Source organism: Micromonospora sp. NPDC047074 (assembly GCF_040643815.1).
Taxonomy (GTDB): Bacteria; Actinomycetota; Actinomycetes; order Mycobacteriales; family Micromonosporaceae; genus Micromonospora.
The window spans coordinates 1-21511 of the sequence record NZ_JBEYVB010000041.1 but is presented as its reverse complement, the minus strand read 5'-3'; the positions used below and the strand labels follow the sequence as shown (position 1 = coordinate 21511).

Genomic DNA, 21511 nt, shown 5'->3' with positions numbered 1-21511 from the left:
GTCAGACGCAGGCGAGCACCGCGTCGAGTGAGCGGGGCACCCGGTCCGGCTCCAGCGCCTGCACCAGCAGGCGCGCGTACGCGCTCTTGCGGCCGGACCGGGTGCCGATGAACCGGTGCAACTGGGCCTCGACGGGACGTCCCCGCTGGGCCGGCTGTCGCTGGAACAGCCGGAACGAGCGCAGCTCGCCGTCGGCGGTGAGCACGTCCCGTACCCCGTCGACGCCGACCGCGCGGATCAGCTCGTCCTCCAGGTCGGCGACGCAGACGTGGAACCCGAGAGCGGCCATGCCGGCCCGGGACAGGTCGGCGCCGAGGCCGCAGCGTTCCAGTCCCCGCCGGAAGAAATTCTCCTCGGCCTCGTCGTAGAGGCCGGCCAACCGCAGCCCCCGGCCTGCCGGGCCGAGTCGGTCGAGGAAGTGGCCGATGTTCGTCGCGCCGCCCATCGACACGACCCGGACGCCGTCGGCGTCGAGGTCCCGGCCCCGGCGCGCGGCGAGGGTCTCCAGGGCCACCCGGTCGCTCGCCCCCTCGACGAGCACCACGGCCCGCGCGTCGATCCCGGCTGCCACCTCGCGGACGGTTCGCACGATCGCCTCCCATCGCCGGTCGTGGCCCCGGTGACCGACCGGCCGGCTCGGCACCGTGCCCGCAGCCGGGCGTCCGTCCGGCCCGGGCCCGCCCGCCGATCGTGGGCCGACCCGCCCGGGCCGCGCAACCGGGTTACGGCGGCCCGGACGGCGCGACCGGTGTGCCGCCGCCGTCCGGGCGGGTGGCCCGGACGGCGGCGCCGGGGTCAGGGCAGCGACCGCAGGAACGGGCCGTGGCTCAGGCGGAACTCCCAGGCGTAGAACCGGTCCCAGTTGATCGACCAGGTCATCAGGCCCCGGAAGGCGGGGTTGGTGCCGCTGCGCGGAGCGTACGAGCCGCAGTTCTGCCCCCGCACCAGGCAGTTCACCGCGGCCTGCACCCCGGCCGGGGCGAGGTAGCCGTTGCCGGCGCTGGGGGAGGACGGGGCACCGAAGGCCACCTGGTCCTCGCGCAGCGGCGGGAACACCCGGTCGGCGTTGCCGGCGACGGGGAAGCCGGCGAGCAGCATGTCGGTCATCGCGATGTGGAAGTCCGCGCTGCCCATGGTGTGGTACTGGTTGTCGAGCCCCATGATCGGCCCCGAGTTGTAGTCCTGCACGTGCAGCACGGTGATGTCGTTGCGCAGCGCGTGGATCACCGGCAGGTACGACCCCGCGCGCGGATCCTGTCCACCCCACGGGCCCGAACCGTAGTACTGGTAGCCGAGCTGGACGAAGAACGTCTCCGGCGCCATGGTGAGAACGAAGCCCGACCCGTACCGCTGCTTGAGGGTGCGGATCGCGGAGATCAGGTTGACGATGACCGGCGTGGTCGGGTTGCGGAAGTCGGTGTCCCCGGTGTTCAGGTAGAGCGAGTGGCCCTCGAAGTCGATGTCGAGCCCGTTGAGGCCGTACCTGTCGATGATGGCCGCCACCGACCGGACGAAGGTGTCCCGGGCGGCGGTCGTGGTGAGCTGGACCTGGCCGTTCTGCCCGCCGATGGAGAGCAGCACCTTCTTGCCCTGCGCCTGCTTGGCACGGATCGCGGCGATGAACTCGGCCTCGGTCTCGACGCCCGGGCACTCGGCCGCCGGGCAGAGCTGGAACCGGATGTCGCCCGAGGTGACCGTCGTGGGTTCGCCGAAGGCGAGGTTGATGATGTCCCAGTCGGCGGGCACGTCGGCCATCCGCAGGTAGCCCGAGCCGTTGGCGAAGCTGGCGTGCAGGTAGCCGATCAGCGCGTGCCGGGGCAGCCCGCCCGTCGGCGGCGGAGTGGTCGGCGGCGGAGTGGTCGGCGGTGGCGTGGTGGGCGGCGGCGTGCTCGGCGGGGCGCTGGTCGGTGGCGTGGTCGTCGGCGGGGTGGTCGGCGTGCCGCCGGAGCACGGCGCGCCGTTGAGCGTGCAGTCGGTGGGGGAGCCGGAGCCGGTGGCCAGGAACCCGAACGACACCGAGGCGCCGGGGGCCATGGTGCCGTTCCACGAAAGGTTGGAGAAGGTGTGCCGCTGGCCGACGCTGCTCAGCTTGGCGTCCCAGTACGAGCCGAGGGTGGTGCCCTGCGGCAGGGTGAAGGCCACCTGCCAGCCGGTGATGGTGCTCGGGCCGCCGTTGGTGACGGTGTAGCGGCCCTCCCAGCCGGTGCCCCAGTCGGCGGTCTTGACGAAGGTGGCGGTCGGGCCGGCGGCGTGGGCCGGCGCGGCCAGGGTCAGCGTGGTGGCGGTTACGGTGGCGAGGGCCGCGACGGCGGCCAGCAACAGGTTTCGGGCAGGGCGACGCATCCGGACCTCCCGGGTACGAGGGCCGTCGGATCGACGGATGCACAATTATTAGGATTGTTAACTGTAGTTGTCCAGATCGATTTGTAAGGAAGGGGCCCTTCCTATCGCCCAGGCGATAGGAAGGGCCCCTTCCTTACACCCGGGGTCAGCGCCGGGCCACGCGGCGCTTCAGGGTGCGCTCGTAGTCCTGGAACCGCGCCTTGGCGATGACCGAGCGGTCCGTTGCGCGGAGCACCAGTCCCTCGGACCGGCCGGCCGGCCCGTCCAGGGCCACCAGGGTCCGGGGCAGGTGGTCGGCCAGGAACGTGTGCATGCCCTCGATGTCGCGGGGCAGGTCTCCGGCAGGGACGGTGGCCAGCCGGGGCACGGTCGGCAGGCCCAGCGCGTCGGCCCGCCCGACGAGGTCGGCCTCGCCGAGGAAGCGCTGCCCGCCGCCGTCGCGCCAGGCGGCGATCCGCTGCGCCGGCCAGTCGAGCATCGGCGTGGGGTCGTCCAGTACGGCCACGTCGAAGAGTCGGTGCCCGACCTGGCGGTCGGCGGTGTAGTGCCGGGAGGCGGCGGTGACCCTGCCGCCGTACACCTCCAGGTAGAAGACCGTGATCCGGTCGTCCGACGCCGCGTGGGTCAGCCGGTCGGCCACGTCGCGCAGGGCGTCCACGATGCCCAGCGCGGGGTTGCCGATCAGGTCGCCCCGCGCGTACAGCAGTTCCTCGCGGCTGCCGATCAGGTACGCGCCGCCGGGCAGCACGACGATCCGGGCGTTCGTCCCGTCGATCTTCTCGGTGAGGGTGACCGGCCCGGTGAACGCCACGCACTCCGCCAGCAGCCCGCCGTTGCGGGGGTCCAGGGCGTGGTAGGTGGGGATCGACGGGTACTTGGTCAGCGAGTTGATCGCGCGCAGGTCGACCGTCCGGACGTCGAGGCGGGACACGGCAGCTCCTTCACGTGGAGGGGTGCGCCGCACCGGTTCGCGGTGCGGCGTGGGGCGGGCAGCGTATCCGGCCGCGCCGGTCCGACCCGCGCCATTTTCGGCCCCCGCCCGTCCACCCTGGACCGTCGGCGTGCGGAAATGTCGTACCCGGCGGCGACCATCCATCCATGGCTGTCCCCGCTCTCACCCCGCACACCGACCAGCCCCGCTCGGTGCCGCTGCGCGAGGCGCGCACCCGGTTCACCCAGCTCGTCGCGCTGGCCGAGTTGACCGACACCGTCACCGTCGTCACCCGCGACGGCGATCCCCGCCCGGTGGCCGCGATCGTCCCGGCGACCGCCGCCCGCACCGCCGCGCAGGCCGCCGCCGACGCGGACCGCCTCGCCGCCGTCACCGCCGGCTGGGCCCGCCGTCTCGACGAGGCACACCGGCGCAGCAGCCGCCGGCACGCCGCCGAGCTACGCGCGGTCACCGCCGCCCTCGCCGAGGTGTGGGCCGAGCTCGACCGGCGCGTGGTTCCGGGCAGCGACCCCGCGCTCGCCCGGCTCCGAGCCGCCCACGCCGACCTGCTGGCGGCCGACCCCGCCGCCTGACCCTGCTCCGGGTCAGCGTCGGCCCTGCTCCGGGTCAGCTCCGGGTCCGCGCCCGTTCGGCCCGGCTCGGCCGCCTGCCCTGGCTCCGCGCCCGCACGGCCTCCGCGCCACCGGGCTCCAGGGCTTGCGCGTCAACCGGCGGGATACGCGTGGGTCTGCGCCGCGTCGACCACCGCCCAGACCTGCTGGCCGGGTGTCAGCGCCAACCGGGCGGCGGCGGCCGGGGTGACGTCGGCGGCCGTCTCGATCGGCCCGTCGAGCGCCACCCGCAGGTAGTCGCCGTGCCGTTGCACGCCCGCCACCGTCGCCGTCCAGGTGTTGCGCACGTTGCCCGCCGGCCGGGCGGGGTGCAGGGCCACCGCCGACGGCCGGAAGGCGACGAAGGCCTCGCCGTCGAGCCGGTCGGCGACGGTGAGGGTCAGCCCGTCGGTGATCCGGACGCGGTGCCCGTCGGCGTGGCCCCGGCACAGGTTCAGCCCGACGAGCCGGGCCACGTAGTCGGTGCGCGGCCGGGCCGCCACGGTCGCCCCGTCGCCCTCCTGCACCACCCGGCCCTCCTCGACGACCACGAGCCGGTCGGCCAGCACCAGCGCGTCCAGCGGGTCGTGGGTGACCAGCAGGGTGGCTCCGGGGTGCGCGACCAGGTGCCGGTGCAGTTCGGCCCGGGTGTCCAGCCGGGTCCGCGCGTCGAGTGCGGCGAGCGGCTCGTCCAGCAGCAGCAGCGCCGGCGCGACGGCGAGCGCGCGGGCCAGCGCGACCCGTTGCGCCTGCCCGCCGGAGAGCTGCCGGGGCCGGCGGTGGGCGTGCTCGGCCAGGCCGACCCGGTCCAGCCAGGCGTGGGCGGTCTCGCGGGCCGTGCGTCGGTCGGCGCCGTGCCGCCGGGGTCCGAACGCCACGTTCTCCCACGCGCGTAGGTGCGGGAAGAGCAGGTAGTCCTGGAAGACCACGCCGATCGGGCGGCGTTCGGTCGGCGTCCAGGCGCGCCGCCCGGGCCGGTCCAGGTCGACGCCGTCGAGGGTGAGGTGGCCGGCGGTCAGCGGGAGCAGGCCCGCGAGGGCGCGCAGGGCGGTGGTCTTGCCCGCCCCGTTGGGGCCGAGCAGCGCGACCACCTCACCGGCGGCCACCCGCAGCGGCACGTCGAGCCGGAACCCGCCCCGGTCCACGACCAGGTGGGCGTCGAGCAGGGGCGCGCTCACGGGGCGGTGATCCAGCGGTCGCGCAGCCCGGCGAGGATGGCCACCGAGACGGTGAGCAGGACGAGGCTGAGCACCACGGCGGCCTGCACGTCCGTCTCCAGGGCCAGGTAGACCGCCAGCGGCATGGTCTGCGTCCGCCCCGGATAGTTGCCGGCGAAGGTGATGGTGGCGCCGAACTCGCCGAGCGCCCGCGCCCAGCACAGCACCGCGCCGGCCGCCAGGCCCGGGGCCACCATGGGTAGGGTGACGCGGGTGAACGTCGTCCACCGGCCGGCGCCGAGGGTCGCCGCAGCCTCCTCGTACCGACGGTCGGCGCCGCGCAGCGCGCCCTCAACGGCGATCACGAGGAAGGGCATCGCCACGAACGCCTCCGCCAGCACCACGCCGGCCGTGGTGAACGGCAGGGTGATCCCGAAGGTCGCGTCGAGCCAGCCGCCGAGCAGCCCGTTGCGGCCGAAGACCAGCAGCAGCGCCACCCCGCCGACCACGGGCGGCAGCACCAGCGGCACGGTGACGAGGGCGCGCACCAGGCGTCGGCCGGGAAACTCGACGCGCGCCAGCAGCCAGGCGAGCGGCACCCCGAGCAGCAGGCAGAACAGCGTGGCCAGGGTGGCGGTCAGCAGGGACAGCCGTAGCGCGGTGAGCACGCCCGGTGCGGCGAGCCGCTGCGGCAGGTCGGCCCACGGCGTACGGGCCAGGAGCCCGACCAGCGGCAGGATGAGGAAGACCAGGCCGAGGCCGGCAGGCAGCAGCAACGCGACGGGCACCCCGGCGCTCCGCCGCCGGACCCGCACGCTGTCGACGCGGGTCACGGGGCCTGGAATCCCGCCCCGGTGAGCACCGCGCGGCCACGCTCCGAGCGGACGTACGCGACGAAGGCCCGCGCGCCGTCGGGGTTGGGCGCGTCCCGCAGCACGACGATGGGGTAGTCGTTGACGGCGCGGGCGGATTCGGGGAACTCGACGGCCGTGACGTCGGCCGTGGCGGCCAGCGCGTCCGTGCGGTAGACGAGGGCCGCGTCGACCTCGCCGAGCCGTACCTTGGACAGCGCGCCCCTGACGTCCTGCTCCAGGGTGACCGGGGTGAGCGCGACCGAGGCGGCGTCGAGCGCCGTCCGGGCCGCCGCGCCGCAGGGCACCTGCTCCGCGCAGAGCGCTACCTTCAGCCCCGGCCGGGCCAGGTCGGTCAGCCCGGCGACGCCCCGCGGGTTGCCCTTCGGCACGGCGATGACGAGCTGGTTGCGGACGAAGACCACCGGGTCGCCGTCGGCGTTGCCGGCCTCGGTGACGGTGGCCATGTTGCGCGTCGCCGCCGAGGCGAACACGTCGGCCGGGGCGCCCTGGTTGATCTGGGCGGCCAGCGCGGCGCTGCCGGCGAAGTTGAGGACCACGGTGGTGCCCGGGTGGGCCGCCTCGAAGTCCCGGCCGACCCGGGTGAACGACTCGGTCAGCGAGGCCGCGGCGAACACGGTCACCGTGCCGCCGACGCCCGAACCGTCCGTCGAGCCGCCGGCACCGGCGGAACCCCCGTCACCGCACCCGGCCAGCCCTGCGAGGGCCACCACCACCGCCACGGTACGCAGCCAGCGTGCCCTCACGAGCCCTGCCTCCCTCTGCCGGCACCCGGCGGGGTGGCCCGCTCCACCACCACGGTGGTCGACTTGATCACCGCGACGGCCAGCGAGCCGACCCGCAGGCCCAACTCGTCGACCGCCTCCCGGCTCATCAGCGAGACGATCCGGAACGGCCCGGCCTGGATGTCGACCTGCGCCATCACGGTGTCCTTCACGACGTTGACCACGATGCCGCGCAGCCGGTTGCGGGCCGAGGAGGCGTCCGACCGGTCGTCCGGGTCGGCGGCCTGCCCCCGGGCGAACGCGGCGAGGTCCACCCCGTCGACGACCCGGTGCCCGTGCTCGTCGCGGCCGGCGGTGAGCCGCCCGGCGTCGACCCAGCGGCGCACGGTGTCGGCGCTGACGCCGAGCAGTTCGGCGGCCTCCCCGATGCGGAACGTCGTCACCGGCCCACCCTAGCGGCCGGCAGCCGCGAGGCAAAGCCCGGTCCTCCCATCGCGCATGCGGCCTTGAGTAGCATCCTTCCCTCGCATTCGCGGTGGCGGGTGCCGCGCCGCGCCCGGGCCGTCCGCATGATGTCGCGACGTGGCGGGATGGACCACAATGGAGGGCTCGGACGGGGACGGCGACGGGGAGGGCCGAGTTGGGTCACGACGACGAGACCAGCACCGACCCGTCGGCGCCGGGGCCCGCGGTGGCCGCCACCGCCCGCCGGTCGAGGTCCCGGCAGGTGCGCCTGGCGGCCCTGCTGCTCCTGCTGGTCGTGGTCGCGGCGGCCGCGGTCCGGGTGATCGTGGCCAGCGGCCCGCCCACCTGGGACGAGCTGCGGGAGCGGGCCGGGCTGGCCAACCGGGACAGGCTGGTCATCGGGGTCAAGGACGATCAGCCGGGCGTGGCACAGCGGCTGGAGAACGGCGCGTTCGAGGGCTTCGACATCGAGATCGCGTACATGATCGCCGAGGACCTGGGCTTCGACGCCCCGGAGGTGACGCTGCTGTCGATCGAGAGCGAGGACCGGGCCCGCCGGCAGGCGCGCGACGCCGACGGCAGCTTCGTCACGGTCGACCTGGTGATCGCCTCCTACAGCATCACCGAGCAGCGCCGTCGCGAGCAGGGCGTGGTCTTCTCCTTCCCCTACCTGGAGACAGAGCAGTCGGTGCTCACCCTCGCGTCCGACCCCCGGCAGGTCGCCAGCCTGCGCGACCTCGACCGGGCGAAGGTCTGCACGCTGGGCACGTCCACCTCCGAACAGCGCCTGCGCGAGGCGGGGGCGAACCCGATCGGCCGCAACCGGATCAGCCAGTGCGTCCAGGCGCTCTACGACGGTGAGGTCGACGCCGTGACCACCGACGCGGCGATCCTGGCCGGATTCGTGGGCCCCCGCCCATCGGGCGAGCTGCCGCCGGCGACGAAGCTGCTGCGGCGCAAGGAACTGCGGCACTGGGACATCGGTGCGGAGGCGGCGGAGAAGTGGGGCGTGAACACCGGCCCCAACCCGGCGATGCGGGACCTGGTCAACCTCTCCCTCTACCAGTCCGCCAAGGGCCCGGACGGCGACCGGTGGAAGGCGGCGTTCGACCGCTACCTCGCCTCCGAACAGCAGTACAGCAACCCGCAGCAGGTGGCGGTCGGCCGGCAGCCGGAGCCTGAGGAGACAGTGGAGGTGCGGCAGTGGCCGTGGGAGAGATGGGCCCTGCCGTCTCCGAGCCGGCCGCGTTCGGGCGCGTCGACCGTCGCCCGGGGACCAAGCAGGCGCAACAGGCGCAGCAGTGGCTGCTGACGCTGCTGCCCGCGTTCCCGGTGCTGCTGCTGGTGCTGCGGCTCTGGCGGCTCAGCCGGCAGGACATGCCGACGATGCTGCTGCTGGTGCAGTACGTCAGCCCGCTCGGGCTGCTCAGCGCCCTGCTGATCGCGCTGGTCTGGGCGTTTCCGCTCGTCGTGCTGGTGCTGGCCGTCCTCGGCCGGCTGCTCCAGGTCAGCGCGCCTGAGCGGTTCGACCCCGAACGCTCCCTGCTCGCCTACGGCACGGTGCGTACCCCCGGCTGGGTCCTGGTGTCGGCGATCGCGCTGGCGGCGCTCACCTGGCAGCTTCGGTTCCTGCCGCTGCTGCTGATGCTCGCCCTCTGGCTGCTGGCGCTGCGGACCCGGCTGCGCCACCCGGACCGGGCCCGCCTGATCCTGGTCACCGGGCTGGTGCTGCCCGTCGTGGCGGCTGCCGCGAGCTTCGCCTGGCTGGCGCCCGCCGTGCCGTCCGCGCTGCGCGAGGGCGAGGTGGCCACGGCCCTGCTGCTGGTCGTGCCACCGCTGGGGGCCGTGGTGCTCACCGGCCCGATACCGCGCCCGGTCGCCCCGGCGCTGACCCGCACCCTGTCCTACACGGTTGCCGCGGTGGTGCCGCTGGTGCTGGGGGTGGTCTTCCTGCGCGTCCCGCTGCTGCCCGACGTCGCCGTCGAGGTCGGGCCGGAGACGGGCGCGGTCCGGGAGGTGGTACGCGGCCAGGCGGTCACCGTCACCGACCGGATGACGATCGTGCTGGACGGCCGGGGCGAGGTGCGTTTCCTCCCCAACGACCAGGTACGCGGGCAGCTCCTCTGCCCCGATCCGGGCCGGATCCCGGTCAGCCGGGTGGCCGTGTACGGCTGGCACGTGGAGGAGACGGCGCTGGACTGGATGATCCCCCGGCAGCCGGTCGACCGGCCGGACGCACGCTGCCTCGGTCGGCTGCCGGCGCCCGATCCGGCCGTACCGCCGACCGCTGTCCCGGCCGTGCCGCCGTCGCCCGACCCCGGCACGTCGTCCACGCCGCTCCCGGGGCCCCGCTGACGGTCGCCCCACCGCCGCCCGGCGGCGGGGCCGTCGCTCACCGCCACCGGGCGACGGGACCGGCTGCCCACCGACGCCCCGAGGCGGGGCGGGTGCCCTCGACACCCGTCCCGCCCGCCGGTGACGTCAGCAGTTGCGCAGCTCGGGGGACTGGTTGAGCAGTTGGCCCGGGGGGAGACGAACCGCCGGTACGCGTCGGAGTCGACGGCCGCCGGGCGGAACGCGGCGACCCGGCTGACCGTCTTCCAGGCGTACGGCAGGGAGTCGCGGACGCAGGCGACGAACTCGGCGTCGTCGACGGGGCCGCGCTCGGCGGCGTCGAGCAGGGCGGGTGCAACGGTGAGAGACGTGCTTCTCCTCCGGTCTCTGGCAATGACGCGGACTCGTCGTGGCGGTGGCAACCGACGGTGTGTTGCCCACGGGTCGCGCCAGCGCGGCCAGCGAGCGTGACAGAAGGTAATCGCTGATGATGTGACCGAGTGTGACGACTGGGGTGCGGGCGGGCAGGCATTCGCGCGCCCCCTTTGCTGTGCAGCCACGGACGCACCACCCTGTTCAGCAGCAATTATGTCCAGTGGGTTCCGCCGCTCTTCGCCAGCGGAACCCTACGTTCCGTTACTGGTGCGTCCATGGCTGCAGAGCAAAGCGTCCGGAGGGGGAGTTGGCGGCGGGCGGAAGCCATTACTCAAGGTGATGCCGGCACTTAGGTGATGTCGGAGGCGGGGCGGCGACGCAGCTCGACAAGCGACCAGGTCAGGCGAAGGCCAGCGGCGGGGGCGGGGGCGAGGGGCGGGGGCGAGGGGCAGGGTGGGCTGGCGCGACGTTCAGCGGGTCGGGGTGGGGGTGACCGGGGCCGGGATGCCCGCCCGTGGGTCCTCCACGATGTGCCGCTCCAGGTTCACCTGCGCCTGGCCCGGTGCCGCCGACGGTGATGTCGTCGTATGCCTGGAGCAGCTTGTCCTGGTCGAAGTAGAGCGCCCGACAGCGGGCCGGCGGAGGCGGGGTCGTGCACCAGCGCGATGTTCACCGGGCTCGGCGAGCTGCGCACCGTGGCGGCGAGGTGTTCTTGTCGGGGGTGAAGCGCGGGTCGCCGATGCCGGCGATGGTCAGGCCCGCGACCGTGGTGGTGGTGTTGTTCAGCACGATGGCGTTCGGCTGGCGGGCCACGGCCGCCGCGGTGCGTCCCGAGTCGTGGTTGCCCCGGATGTAGACGTACGGCTTCTTGAGCAGGCCGATCGAGCCGACGTAGGAGGCCTCCGGTTCGCTGCCCCCAGTCGGTGATGTCCCCGGTGTCGATCGAGGCGGCGGCCTGACCAGGGAAGCGGTCAGCCCCGCCGGGCGGTGCGGCCCTTGAGGTGGCGGCCCAGTTCCCGGGCGATCTCCCGCTCGGCGTCCCGCTCGGCCAGGGCCTGCCGCTTGTCGTAGGACTTCCTGCCCTTGGCCAGGGCCAGCTCGACCTTCGCCCAGCCGCCGGAGAAGTACATCGACAGCGGCACCAGGGTCAGCCCGCCCTCGCGGGTGCGCTCCAGGATCCGGGCGATCTCCACCCGGCGCAGCAGCAGCTTGCGGGTGCGCCGGGGCGCGTGGTTGGTCCAGCTACCGAAGCCGTACTCGGCGATGTGCAGCCCGTACAGCATCAGCTCGCCGTCGCGTTCCTGGGCGAAGGCGTCGACCAGCGACGCCCGGCCCTCGCGCAGCGACTTGACCTCGGTGCCGGCCAGCACGATGCCCGCCTCGTAGGTCTTGAGGATCGTGTAGTCGTGCCGCGCCTTCTTGTTCGAGGCGATCAGCTTGCGCTCGGTCTGCCGGCCCGCGTTCACCCGGTCGAGGATATCGGCCGCCGGCCGGTACCCCGCGCCGCCGGGCGCCCCGCACCGGCCGCCTCCTCGACCAGGCCCGCGAGCAGCCGGTCGACCGTGGGCGGCCGGAACCGCCCGGCGGCGGTGGCCGCGTACACCCGACGGGACGGCGCGTCGTCGGCGTGCAGGCGCAGCAGCGCCAGGTCGGCCGGCGCGGCCCGGACGGCCAGCGCGGGCACCAGCGCGACCCCGAGCCCGGCGGCCACGCAGCCCAGCTTGCCGGTCCAGTCGGCGGCGACGATGTCCACCCGGGGCCGGAAACCGGGCGGCATGGCGGCGCGCAGCAGCGGGTCGTCGCCGTCGGCGGATCCGGCGACGAACGGGTCGTCGGCCAACTCGGCCAGGCGCACCGTGCGGCGCCGGGCCAGCGGATGCTCCCGGGCCACCGCGACCAGCAGGCGCTCGTCGAGCAGGTGGCGCAGGTCGAACCGCCCGGCGTCCGGCGGCCGGTCCGGCGGTGCGCTCACCACGGCCACGTCGGCGTCGCCGGCGAGCAGCCGTTCCAGCAGGTCGGGCGTCCGGCCCTCCAGCACCGAGAGGGCCACCCGGGGGTGCGCGGCGCGGAACGCGGCGAGGGCCCGCGGCACGAGGGTGGCCATCGCGGTCGCGAACGCCCCCACCCGCAGCCGGCCGCCGCCGAGCCCGCGCAGCGCGTCGAGGTCCCGGTGGGCGGTGGCCAGCCGGTCCAGCACCGCCTCGGCGTGCGGCAGCAGGCAGCGCCCCGGCTCGGTCAGCGCGACGCCGCGCGGCAGCCGGTCGAACAGCGCCACGCCCAGGTCGGCCTCCAGCGCCGCGATCTGCCGGGAGACCGCCGACTGCGTGTAGCGCAGCTCGCGGGCGGCGGCGGTGATCGATCCGACCCGGGCCACCGTCCGGAACACGTCGAGAGCGAGCGGCTGCATCCCCGGAGCGTACGCCGTGACATGCGCATCTCGCATGGCTGCCATGGGATTCATTCGTTGGTCGCATGGCGGCTCCCGACCTACGGTTTCCCGCATGACAGAGATCGCCGTACTCGGCGTGGGGCGGATGGGGGCGTCGATCGCCCTGCGCCTGCTCGACACCGGACACCGGGTGACGGTGTGGAACCGCATCGCCGCCCGTGCCGCCCCGCTCGGGCCGGCCGGTGCCCGGGTGGCCCTGACCCCGGCCGACGCCGTCCGTGGCGCCGCCGTCGCCATCACCATGCTCACCGACGCCGCCGCCGTGCGGGCGGTGCTGTTCGGGCCGGACGGAGCCGCGGCGGCCCTGCCGGCCGGCGCCTGCCTGGTGGAGATGTCCACCATCGGTCCGACCGCCGTCCGTGACCTCGCGGCACGCCTGCCCACGACCGTGGGCCTCGTCGACGCCCCGGTCGGCGGGAGCGTGGCCGCCGCCCGCGCCGGCCGGCTCCGGGTGTTCGCCGGCGGCGCCGGTACGGCCGTCGACCGGGTCGCGCCCGTCCTGGGGGCGCTCGGCGCCGTACGGCACTGCGGCGACACCGGCAGCGGGGCCGCGCTGAAACTCGTGCTCAACACGGCGCTGCTCGTCGCCGTCGCCGGGCTCGCCGACACCCTGGAGGTCGCCCGGGCCGTCGGCGTCGACCCCGACACCGCCCTCGACGCGCTGGCCGGCGGCCCGCTCGGCGGCGTGCTCGCGAGAGCCGCCAGCCGGGACGCGGACTTCCCGGTCGCGCTCGCCGGCAAGGACCTGGACCTGGCCCGGGACGCGCTCGGCGGCGCCCCGGCCCCGATGCTCCGGGCGGCCCGGTCCACGCTGGACACCGCCGCCGACCCCACCGCCGACATCGCCACCCTCGTACCGCTGGAGTGCTCGTGAACCTCACCCTCGACAACCCGCCGACCGTCGCCGCCCCGTTCGGTGACCGGTTCGCCCACGTGGCCCGCCTCGATCTGCCCGGCGGCGCCCTGCTCGTGCTCGCCGGTCAGGTGGCCGTCGACGACGACGGCCACCTGGTCGGGCCGGGCGACATCGTCGCGCAGTCCGCACGGATCTTCGAGATCGTCGACGGGGTGCTGTCCGCCCACGGCGCGGGTCTGGCGGACGTACTGCACATCCGGACGTTCATGACCGACCTCGGTGACCTCCCCGGCTACGCCTCGGTCCGGCGCCGGCTGTTCACCGCCACGCCACCGCCCGCCAGCACGACGGTGGAGGTGAGCCGGCTCTTCCTGCCCGGCGCGCTGATCGAGGTGGAGGTGACCGCCGCCGTCGCCGGCCGGGGCGCCGCCGCCTGAGCCCGGTCCGGCCCGGCCAGCACGGGGGTGGCCGGATAGGAAGGGCCCTTCCCTACCCCTCGCCGCGTCGGTCGATGTCCAGTGTGGGCGCTGGGAATTCCGATGGCGCGGAGCGTGCGGCGGGAGGCAGACTCCGGGGATGGATCATCGGGCGATGGTGCGGCTGAGCAAGCGGATGTCCCGGGCGTTACGGCACGAGCCCGCACGGGTCGGCCTCGTGCCCGACCAGGGCGGCTGGGTACCGGTGGAGGACCTGCTCGGCGCGCTGCGGATCGACCGCGCCGATCTGGACGCCGTGGTGGCCGACAACGACAAGCAACGCTTCGCCGTGGAACGCGGCGCCGATGGCGTCGAGCGGGTCCGGGCGAGCCAGGGGCACTCGATCCCGGTCGACCTGGGGCTGACCCCCTGCCCGCCGCCGGCCCGGCTCTACCACGGCACCAGCGACACCGCCCTCGACTCGATCCGGGCCACCGGCCTGCACCGGGCCGGTCGCCACCACGTCCACCTGTCGCCCGACGAGGCGACCGCCCAACGGGTGGGCGCGCGGCGGGCGGGCGGGGTGGTCGTCCTGACTGTGGACGCCGCGGCCATGGCCCGCGACGGGCACGTCTTCTACCGCAGCGCCAACGGCGTCTGGCTCACCGACGCCGTGCCCGCGGGCTACCTCGCGGTCTGACCGGTCCGGCTCAGTCCGCGCGCCGGGCGAGGAAGTCGGCGAGCACCTGGGTGTGGGTGGAGAATGCCAGCTCCGTCGGCTCGGTGAGCACCAGCCACTCGGTCGCCTCCTCGGTCGGCGCCGACGGAGGCAGCGTCTCGGCCCGTTGCTCGGGCAGCTCGCCGAAGATCATGATCGTGCCGCCGGCCGGAGCGCCGTGCACCGCGAGGAGCCGGACGGTGGCGGCCTCGGCGCGCAGGCCGGTCTCCTCCCGCAGCTCCCGGACCAGCGCGTCCTGCCACTGCTCGCCGTGCTCGATGAAGCCACCCGGCAGGGCGAGCTGGCCGCGTGCCGGCTCGATGTCGCGGCGGACGACGACCACGCCGAGGCCCTCGGCGGTGCGGACCGGCAGCACCGCCACCGCGACGGGCAGCGGGTTGCGCCAGACCGTCTCGCCGCAGCCCGCGCAGACCCGCGGCCACCCGGCCGCCGCCGGGTAGGCGGTGCCGCAGAAGGAGCAGTGGGAGTACGCCGTGGCAGTCATGCCGCAGCACGTTACCCGTCGCCGTGCGGACCGCCGCGACCCGTCGCCCGAGCCGCCCGACTCGCCGCCCGACCTGCACGGGCGACGGCGGTTCGACCTGCACGGCGACGACGGTCGACGGTCAGAGCCGGCCAGCCCGGAGGGCGTCGCGGGCGTCCATGAGGGCGAAGCCGAGCAGGTTCTGCCCCGGCCAGCCCGCCGGATCCGCCGCGCGCGGATCGTCGGCGGCCAGCCCGATGCCCCAGACGGCGTCCGTCGGGCTGGCCTCCACGAGCACCCGGTCGCCGGTGGCCAGCAGGAACGCCCGCAGGTCGTCGTGCTGGCCGAACTTGGCGACGCTGCCGGCCACCACGATGTCGTAGCGGCGGGCCTCCCAGGTCGCCTGGTCGAAGCCATGCACCTGGCGGCCGAGCGACTTGGCGCGGTGCGGGTGCCCGGCCGCGAGGATCCGCCCGGCGGTGTCGGGGTCGCCGAACAGCATCGCCTTGTGCCACATCATCCAGTGCTCGGCGGTGGCGTACGTCCGCCCGCCGTCACTGAACGGGGCCGGCCACCACTGGCTCAGGCAACCGGGCCCGACGCTGCCGTCGCGCCTCGGCCGGTGGCCCCAGAAGTGCAGGTAGCGGAATTGTTGGCCGGCATGCGCGGCGGCGACGAGCCCGGCGACGGATCGCGGTGACATGCCGGCGAGTCTGCCCGAGGGCACCGACATGCCGCCGCGCATTTTCACCGCGGGGCGGCGCCGGGCCGGTCAGGCCGCGCCGACCAGGCCTCGCTCTCCTCCGTCATCCGGGCCTCGCCGGCCTCCAGCAACCGCCGGCCGACCTGGCGGCGTACGGCGTTGAGCTGCTCGGTCGCCTCGATCATCGGTCACTCCTGTTTCTCCGGCGGATCGTCCATGGCTTCGGCGCCCTCTCGTAACCGGCGCCCGCGCCGGCCGCGGGCGAGCTCGGACGCGAGGGCGTGCAGAGGCGGCGTCCAGAATTGGCGGAAGTGGTCGAGCCGCTGGTCGACCTCCCGCAGGGGCCGGGGGTCCACGGCGTAGAGCCGCCGGATCACCCCGCACAGCCCGCCGGCCGTCATCTCGCCGTCGGTGAGCAGTTCGAGGATGCGGTGCCGTGCCGGGCCATCGCCCGGTAACCGTCGGGGATACGACTCTTCCGGGGGCTCGGTGTGAAGATCGCACGCGGTTACCCTGGCATCGACGGACTTACACTTTCCGTATCGTCGTGGAACCCGTGAGCGGAGGCGGGCGTGCCACTCTTCTTTCTGAGCTACGCCCATGAGGACAACCGCAACGGCCAGGTGCAGGAGTTCTTCGGCGACCTCAGCGAGGCCGTGGCCCGGTTGGCCGGTGTGGGATGGGACGAGGCGGGATTCATCGACGGGCGGATGCAGCTCGGCGCGACCTGGTCGCACGAGCTGGCCGACGCGCTGGCCAGCAGCTCCTGCCTGGTGGCACTGAGTTCGCCCCGCTACGTGGTCAGTGACTACTGTGGACGCGAGTTCCGGGTCTTCGTCGACCGGGTGGACGAGCACGAGCGGCAGTTCCACCGCCGTCCACCCGCGGTGCTGCCGATCCGCTGGATCCCCTGTGACCGGCTGCCCGAGGTGATGACCGGCTTCCAGCACAAGAACTTCCCGGCCGGCGCGGTGTACGCCCAGGACGGGCTGCTCACCCTCAAGCAGCGCCGCCGGCACCACGACGACTACCAGGACTTCGTCGACGCGCTGGCCAAGCACATCGTGCAGACCGACCGGGACCACCGGCTGGCCCGCCCCGCCCAGCGGCCGGTGCTCGCCAAGGTCACCAGCGCCTTCGAGACGCCGCGGCGGCCCTCGGCCGTCGGAGCCTCCCCGGCCCGGGTGCCCCGCGCGACCAGCGCCCGGCACGTCTGGTTCGTGCTGGCCGCCGGCAGCTCGGCGGAACTCGCGGACAGCCGGCCCGGTGCCGAGGAGCGCTACGGCGCGCTGGCCCGGGACTGGCGGCCGTACCGCCCCGAACTGGAGGCGCCGATCGGCAGCTACGCCGGGGCCGTCGCCACCACCAAGAGCTACGGCTGGACGGTGGAGGACGCCGTCGACCTCGCCGAGGTACGCGAGTGGGCCCGGGCACACAACCAGATCGTCGTGCTCGTGGTGGACGTCTGGTCCGCCGGCCTGCCGCGCTACGAACTGACCCTGGTCGGCTACGACCGCGACCCCGACACCACCACGCCGGTGCTGGTGCCCTGGTCGGCGGCCGACGACGCGGCGGCCGACGGCAACCAGCGGATGTGGGAGACCCTGGCCCGGGTGCTCTCGCACCACGTGGTGCGCAACGATCCGGCGACCTGGCGGCCGGAGATCACCACCGCCGGTCGCTTCCACACCGAGCTCGAGGACGCCCTGGTCGTGGCGCAGAGCCGGATCTACCGTACGGGCACGGTCTACCAGGAGCCGCCGTCGGACGGCCCGGTGCACCGACCGATCCTGGAGGGTCCCTGATGGCGGAGGTGGGCAGCCCATGGCGGTGAACGACGTGGCGCGCGGGCAGATCGTCACCTTCTACTCCTACAAGGGCGGCACGGGCCGCACGATGGCCCTGGCCAACGTCGCCTGGATCCTCGCCAGCCAGGGGCTCCAGGTGCTCGTGGTGGACTGGGACCTGGAGTCACCCGGCCTGCACCGCTACTTCCACCCGTTCCTGCGCGACTCCGAGCTGCGGGCCACGCCCGGGGTCATCGAGATGATCTGGGATTACTCGATGGCCACCATGCAGCGCGACCCCGCCGACGACCCCCAGGACCTGCTCGCCGGGCACGCCAAGATCCAGCGGATGGCGGTCTCGCTGAACTGGGAGTTCCCGCACGGCGGCGTCATCGACTTCGTGGCGGCCGGCCAACAGGACACGGGCTACTCGCGGTTGGTGAGCACCTTCGACTGGTCGAACTTCTACGAACGACAGGGCGGGGCGGCGTTCTTCGACGCGGTCCGCGCCCAGATGCGCGCCGAGTACGACATCGTGCTGATCGACAGCCGGACGGGCCTGAGCGACGTGGCCGGCATCTGCACCGTGCAGCTGCCCGACACCGTCGTCAACTGCTTCACCATGTCCACGCAGAGCATCCGGGGCGCGGCGGCGGTGGCCCGCTCGATCCGCGCCCAACGCCCCGACGACCCGCCGCTGGTCGTGCCGGTGCCGAGCCGGGTGGAGGACGCCGAGCTGCGCAAGCTGGACACCGGCCGGGACCTGGTCCGCGCCGAGTTCGCGTCGTTCCTCGACCACCTCTCCGACACCGCGCGGGCCCGCTACTGGAACACCATCGAGGTGCCGTACCGCGCGTTCTACGCGTACGAGGAGATCCTCGCCGCCTTCGGCGACCGCCCGGAGCAGTCGGGCACGCTGCTGGCGGCGTACGAGCACCTCACCTCGGTGGTCACGGACGGCCGGGTCAGCCGGCTGGAGCCGATGCCGGAGGAGGAACGCCGCCGCTCGCTGGCCGCGTTCGAGCGTTCCCGGCTCACCGCCGAGCAGACCGTGCTGGTCGGCTACGCCTCGATGGACCGGCTCTGGGCGGAGTGGATCAGCGACCAGCTCGAGGAGGCCGGCCTGCGGGTGGACCGGCGGGCCGTCGACGTGCCGGTCCGCGCGGGCGGCCGGGCCGAGTTCGACCGGGCGCTCGCCACCGCCAGCCGCGTGCTGGTGGTGCTGACCCGGCACTTCGCGGCCACCCCGCTGGCGGGGGAGACCTGGAAGGTCGCCGCCAGCCGGGACCAGATCGCCGGCACCGGTGTCCTGGTGCCGCTGCGGGTGGACGAGTCCCGGCTCGCCCTGCCCTACACCGACCGCACGCCCGTCGACGTCAGCGCCGCCGACGCCGGCACCGCCCGGACCCTGCTGCTCGAGGAGGTCGGCGCACCCCCGCACACGGTGACCGGACGGACGGTCGGCCGGTTCCCCGGATCGTTCCCGGCGGTCTGGAACGTCCACCAGCACGGCACCGCCTTCGTCGGGCGGGCGGCACAGCTGGAGGCGCTGCGCGACCGGCTGACCGCGTCTCCCGCCTCCGGGGTGCAGGTGATCCACGGTCTGGGCGGGGTCGGCAAGACCCAGCTCGCCGCCGAGTACGCGCTCCGCTTCGCCCGCGACTACGACCTGGTCTGGTGGATCCCCGCCGACAGCGAGGAGCGGATCCGGGGCGGGTTGGCCGACCTCGCCGAGGCGATGGGGCTGGGCGTCGCCGGCGGCGCCGAGTCGGTCCGGCGGGTGCTCGACGCGCTGCGCCGGGGCGGCCGGCGCTGGCTGATCGTCCTGGACAACGCCGACGAGCCGTCCCGGGCCACCCGGGCGCTGATCCCGCAGGGCCCGGGGCACATCCTGCTCACCACCCGGGACCAGACCTGGAGCGAGTACGCCACGGCCACCGAACTGTCCGTCTTCGACCGGATGGAGAGCGTGCAACTGCTGCGCGACCGGGTCCGGGGGCTCACCGACGAGGAGGCGGCCCAGGTCGCGGAGAAGCTCGGCGACCTGCCGCTGGCGGTCGAGCAGGGCGCGGCCTACCTGCGGGCCACGGCGCTGCCGGTGGAGCGGTACCTCGCGTCGCTGGACACTCCCGGCCTGCTGCGGATCCTCGACGGACGGCAGTCGGCCGGCTATTCCAAGGCGCTCGCCGCCACCTGGCTGGTGACCCTGCGCCAACTGCGGCAGGAGAAGCCCGCCGCCGCGCGCCTGCTGGAGCTGTGTTCCTACTACGCTCCCGAGCCGATCCCGGTCGCGATGCTCACCGGCGAGCGGTTCGCCGCCTTCATGGCCTCGTTCGACCCCACCCTTACCGACCCGATCCTGCAGGGGCTGGTCACCGCCGAGTTGGGCCGCTACGGCCTCGCCCAGGTCGACGCGGAGAACAACACCGTCCGCATCCACCGGCTGGTGCAACTGGTCATCAAGGACCAGCTCGACGATCCGGACGAGACGCTGCGGCAGGCCCAACTGCTGCTCGCCGCGGCCAGCCCTCGCGATCCGGACAAGCCGGCCAACTGGCCGCGCTACGCCGAGCTGTGGCCGCACGTACGGCCCGCGGCGCTGCACACCTCGACGGCCGACGAGGCCCGCCAGCTCGTCGCCGACACCGTGCGCTACCTCTACCGGCGTGGCGACTACGAGAGCAGCCGTGCGTTGGCCGAGGACGCGCTGGACCGCTGGCGCGACACCGACGACGACGAACCGACCAAGCTGCGGATGAGGTTCCACCTGGCCAACGTCCTGCGGGCGCAGAGCCTCTTCGACCGGGCCTTCGACATCGACCAGGACGTCTACCAGCGGCAGCGCCGGATCTTCGGCGAGCAGCACCTCTACACCCTGATGACGGCCCGCAGCCTCGGCGCCGACCTGAGGGCCCAGGGCCGCTACCACGACGCCGAGCAGCGCGACCGGCGCACCCTGGAGTTGAGCGTGCGCAGCTTCGGCGAGGACAGCGGTCGTACCCTGACCGCCGAGAACAACCTCGCCGTCTCGCTGCGCCTGGTCGGCCAGTTCCGCGAGGCGGCCCAGCTCGACCAGCACATCTACGAGCGGCGCCGGGAACGCTTCGGTGAGGAGGATCCGTCCACCCTCGCCTCGGCCAGCAACTACGGCCGGGGGCTGCGCGACGTCGGGGAGCTGTGGCGGTCGCACAGCGTCCTGCAACGCACCTCCGCCACCCAGCAGAAGGTCATCGGCCCCGACCACCCCGAGACCCTGCGTACCGCCAAGGAGCTGGCGCTGACGCTGCGCCAGCTCGGCCGGTTCGCCGACGCCCACCGCGTGTTGGAACGGACGGTGGTGCGCTACCAGCGCACCCTCGGCGGCGACCACGCCGACACCCTCTCCTGCGAGATGGCGCTGGCCACCACCTGGTCGGCGGTGGGCGACAACCCGACCGCGCTGCGGATGGCGCGGCGGCTGCGCGACGGCTACACCGAGGTGCTCGGCGCCGACCACGCGATCACCCTGGCCTGCCTCAACAACCTCGGCGTGTTCCTGCGCAAGGCCGGTGAGCACCCGTTGTCCCGGGATCTCGCCCAGCGGGTCCGCGACCAGCTCCTGGCCAGCCTCGGCGGGCGGCACCCGCACACCCTGCTCGCCACGCTCAACCTCGCCAACGACCTGTTCGCCCTCGGCGAGCGGGACAATGCCCTGCTGCTGGACACCACCGCGTACGTCGAGCTGACCCGCGCGCTCGGCGCCGAGCACCCGGACACCGTCTCCGCGTCGGTCAACCTGGCGGTCAGCCGGCTGGCCACCGAGAGCGAGGCCGACGCCGGCCGCGCCCTCTACGACGACGCGTTCGGCCAGTTGGTGCAGCTCTTCGGCGGCGACAACCCGCGGGTGCTCCAGGCCCGGCAACGGGACCGGTTCAACGGCTACATCGAGCCCGCGCTGCTCTGACCGCCGGGAGACACCCCGCCGGGGCACTCCGCCAGCCAGGCCGCGACCGCCACCGGGTCGGCCCCGGGCAGCCGGTGGCACAGCGCCCGGACCAGGTCCGGGCGGGTGGTGAGCATCCGGGCGGCGGCGGTACGCCCCAGCCGCCCGGCGGCCAGCGCGAGCCCGACCAGCGCGTCGGTGTCCCCGGGATCCCCGGCGAGCCTGCGGCGGTACCCGGCCAGGGCCTCCGTCGCGTTTCCCGCGGCGTACGCCCGGTCGGCGTCGTCGGCGCGCGACGCCGCGTCCCGCCTCGACGCCGGGTGCGGGCCGGCGTGGCCCGGGGCCGGCCCGGACCGGCCGGCC

At 74.4% G+C, this 21511-nt stretch carries 21 protein-coding genes and 3 pseudogenes; 8 read left to right on the top strand and 16 right to left on the bottom strand.

Annotation, left to right across the window (positions count from 1 at the left end; translation table 11 throughout):
• Position 1 precedes the first annotated feature (1 nt).
• The 3 genes from ABZ809_RS29605 to ABZ809_RS29595 all read right to left on the bottom strand — a co-directional run bounded on the left by ABZ809_RS29605 (position 2) and on the right by ABZ809_RS29595 (position 3274).
• Positions 2–589, bottom strand: coding sequence for an ATP-dependent endonuclease (locus ABZ809_RS29605; RefSeq protein WP_357565902.1), 588 nt, complete (start codon positions 587–589; stop codon positions 2–4).
• 206 nt (positions 590–795) lie between these two features.
• A complete protein-coding gene (locus ABZ809_RS29600) occupies positions 796–2343 on the bottom strand; it encodes a cellulose binding domain-containing protein (protein WP_357565901.1) in 1548 nt (515 codons plus the stop codon).
• Positions 2344–2488: 145 nt separating this feature from the next.
• Positions 2489–3274 carry an RNA ligase family protein gene (locus ABZ809_RS29595; protein WP_357565900.1) on the bottom strand — a complete coding sequence of 262 codons (786 nt, stop codon included), beginning with the start codon at positions 3272–3274 and terminating at the stop codon, positions 2489–2491.
• A 167-nt stretch (positions 3275–3441) separates the two neighbouring features.
• Here ABZ809_RS29595 and ABZ809_RS29590 point away from each other — a divergent pair, with 167 nt between their 5' ends.
• The gene (locus ABZ809_RS29590) at positions 3442–3867 is read left to right on the top strand and encodes a type II toxin-antitoxin system Phd/YefM family antitoxin (protein ID WP_357565899.1); all 426 of its coding nucleotides are present in this window, start codon (positions 3442–3444) and stop codon (positions 3865–3867) included.
• 131 nt (positions 3868–3998) lie between these two features.
• On the opposite strand, the gene ABZ809_RS29585 is transcribed toward ABZ809_RS29590, so the two are convergent.
• From ABZ809_RS29585 to ABZ809_RS29570, 4 genes are read right to left on the bottom strand one after another with little or no spacing between them, the layout of a single operon-like run.
• Positions 3999–5063 carry an ABC transporter ATP-binding protein gene (locus ABZ809_RS29585; protein ID WP_357565898.1) on the bottom strand — a complete coding sequence of 355 codons (1065 nt, stop codon included), beginning with the start codon at positions 5061–5063 and terminating at the stop codon, positions 3999–4001.
• Positions 5060–5875, bottom strand: coding sequence for an ABC transporter permease (locus ABZ809_RS29580; protein WP_357565897.1), 816 nt, complete (start codon positions 5873–5875; stop codon positions 5060–5062). Before ABZ809_RS29580 ends, ABZ809_RS29585 begins: the two co-directional genes overlap by 4 nt.
• On the bottom strand, positions 5872–6660 hold the full coding sequence (modA, locus tag ABZ809_RS29575; protein WP_357565896.1) for a molybdate ABC transporter substrate-binding protein: 789 nt from the start codon (positions 6658–6660) through the stop codon (positions 5872–5874). Before modA ends, ABZ809_RS29580 begins: the two co-directional genes overlap by 4 nt.
• Complete coding sequence (locus ABZ809_RS29570; RefSeq protein WP_357565895.1) at positions 6657–7082, bottom strand: TOBE domain-containing protein; 426 nt, start codon at positions 7080–7082, stop codon at positions 6657–6659. The genes modA and ABZ809_RS29570 overlap by 4 nt, the downstream gene beginning before the upstream one ends.
• Before the next feature lie 197 nt (positions 7083–7279).
• On the opposite strand from ABZ809_RS29570, the gene ABZ809_RS29565 reads away from it, so the two are divergent.
• Positions 7280–8416, top strand: coding sequence for a transporter substrate-binding domain-containing protein (locus tag ABZ809_RS29565; protein ID WP_357565894.1), 1137 nt, complete (start codon positions 7280–7282; stop codon positions 8414–8416).
• Positions 8308–9459, top strand: coding sequence for a hypothetical protein (locus tag ABZ809_RS29560; RefSeq protein ID WP_357565893.1), 1152 nt, complete (start codon positions 8308–8310; stop codon positions 9457–9459). The genes ABZ809_RS29565 and ABZ809_RS29560 overlap by 109 nt, the downstream gene beginning before the upstream one ends.
• A gap of 126 nt (positions 9460–9585) precedes the next feature.
• Here the strand turns inward: ABZ809_RS29560 and ABZ809_RS29555 are convergent.
• The 4 genes and pseudogenes from ABZ809_RS29555 to ABZ809_RS29540 form a co-directional block, all read right to left on the bottom strand.
• Positions 9586–9833, bottom strand: a pseudogene (locus ABZ809_RS29555) (hypothetical protein).
• 450 nt (positions 9834–10283) lie between these two features.
• Positions 10284–10753 (bottom strand): annotated as a pseudogene (locus ABZ809_RS29550) (metallophosphoesterase); the annotation flags it as partial.
• A 31-nt stretch (positions 10754–10784) separates the two neighbouring features.
• Positions 10785–11279: an SsrA-binding protein SmpB gene (gene smpB / locus ABZ809_RS29545; RefSeq protein WP_357565892.1), complete on the bottom strand. Its 495-nt coding sequence runs from the start codon at positions 11277–11279 to the stop codon at positions 10785–10787.
• Positions 11276–12220 carry a LysR family transcriptional regulator gene (locus ABZ809_RS29540; RefSeq protein ID WP_357565891.1) on the bottom strand — a complete coding sequence of 315 codons (945 nt, stop codon included), beginning with the start codon at positions 12218–12220 and terminating at the stop codon, positions 11276–11278. The genes smpB and ABZ809_RS29540 overlap by 4 nt, the downstream gene beginning before the upstream one ends.
• Positions 12221–12314: 94 nt before the next feature.
• Here ABZ809_RS29540 and ABZ809_RS29535 point away from each other — a divergent pair, with 94 nt between their 5' ends.
• The 3 genes from ABZ809_RS29535 (at position 12315) to ABZ809_RS29525 (ending at position 14234) form a co-directional block, all read left to right on the top strand.
• A complete protein-coding gene (locus ABZ809_RS29535) occupies positions 12315–13136 on the top strand; it encodes an NAD(P)-dependent oxidoreductase (RefSeq protein ID WP_357565890.1) in 822 nt (273 codons plus the stop codon).
• On the top strand, positions 13133–13555 hold the full coding sequence (locus tag ABZ809_RS29530; protein ID WP_357565889.1) for a RidA family protein: 423 nt from the start codon (positions 13133–13135) through the stop codon (positions 13553–13555). Before ABZ809_RS29535 ends, ABZ809_RS29530 begins: the two co-directional genes overlap by 4 nt.
• Before the next feature lie 139 nt (positions 13556–13694).
• On the top strand, positions 13695–14234 hold the full coding sequence (locus ABZ809_RS29525; protein ID WP_357565888.1) for an RNA 2'-phosphotransferase: 540 nt from the start codon (positions 13695–13697) through the stop codon (positions 14232–14234).
• A gap of 10 nt (positions 14235–14244) precedes the next feature.
• On the opposite strand, the gene ABZ809_RS29520 is transcribed toward ABZ809_RS29525, so the two are convergent.
• The 4 genes from ABZ809_RS29520 to ABZ809_RS29505 all read right to left on the bottom strand — a co-directional run bounded on the left by ABZ809_RS29520 (position 14245) and on the right by ABZ809_RS29505 (position 15867).
• Complete coding sequence (locus ABZ809_RS29520) at positions 14245–14757, bottom strand: NUDIX domain-containing protein (protein WP_357565887.1); 513 nt, start codon at positions 14755–14757, stop codon at positions 14245–14247.
• Positions 14758–14878: 121 nt separating this feature from the next.
• A complete protein-coding gene (locus tag ABZ809_RS29515) occupies positions 14879–15439 on the bottom strand; it encodes an NADAR family protein (protein ID WP_357565886.1) in 561 nt (186 codons plus the stop codon).
• Positions 15440–15483: 44 nt separating this feature from the next.
• Positions 15484–15624 (bottom strand): hypothetical protein, encoded by a 141-nt coding sequence (locus ABZ809_RS29510; protein WP_357565885.1) that lies wholly within the window; start codon positions 15622–15624, stop codon positions 15484–15486.
• 3 nt (positions 15625–15627) lie between these two features.
• Positions 15628–15867 (bottom strand): hypothetical protein, encoded by a 240-nt coding sequence (locus tag ABZ809_RS29505; protein ID WP_357565942.1) that lies wholly within the window; start codon positions 15865–15867, stop codon positions 15628–15630.
• 144 nt (positions 15868–16011) lie between these two features.
• Here ABZ809_RS29505 and ABZ809_RS29500 point away from each other — a divergent pair, with 144 nt between their 5' ends.
• Complete coding sequence (locus ABZ809_RS29500; protein ID WP_357565884.1) at positions 16012–17244, top strand: TIR-like protein FxsC; 1233 nt, start codon at positions 16012–16014, stop codon at positions 17242–17244.
• 19 nt (positions 17245–17263) lie between these two features.
• On the top strand, positions 17264–21169 hold the full coding sequence (gene fxsT / locus ABZ809_RS29495) for an FxSxx-COOH system tetratricopeptide repeat protein (protein WP_357565883.1): 3906 nt from the start codon (positions 17264–17266) through the stop codon (positions 21167–21169).
• Here fxsT and ABZ809_RS29490 read toward each other — a convergent pair.
• Positions 21145–21511 (bottom strand): annotated as a pseudogene (locus ABZ809_RS29490) (hypothetical protein); the annotation flags it as partial. The gene fxsT and the pseudogene ABZ809_RS29490 overlap by 25 nt on opposite strands.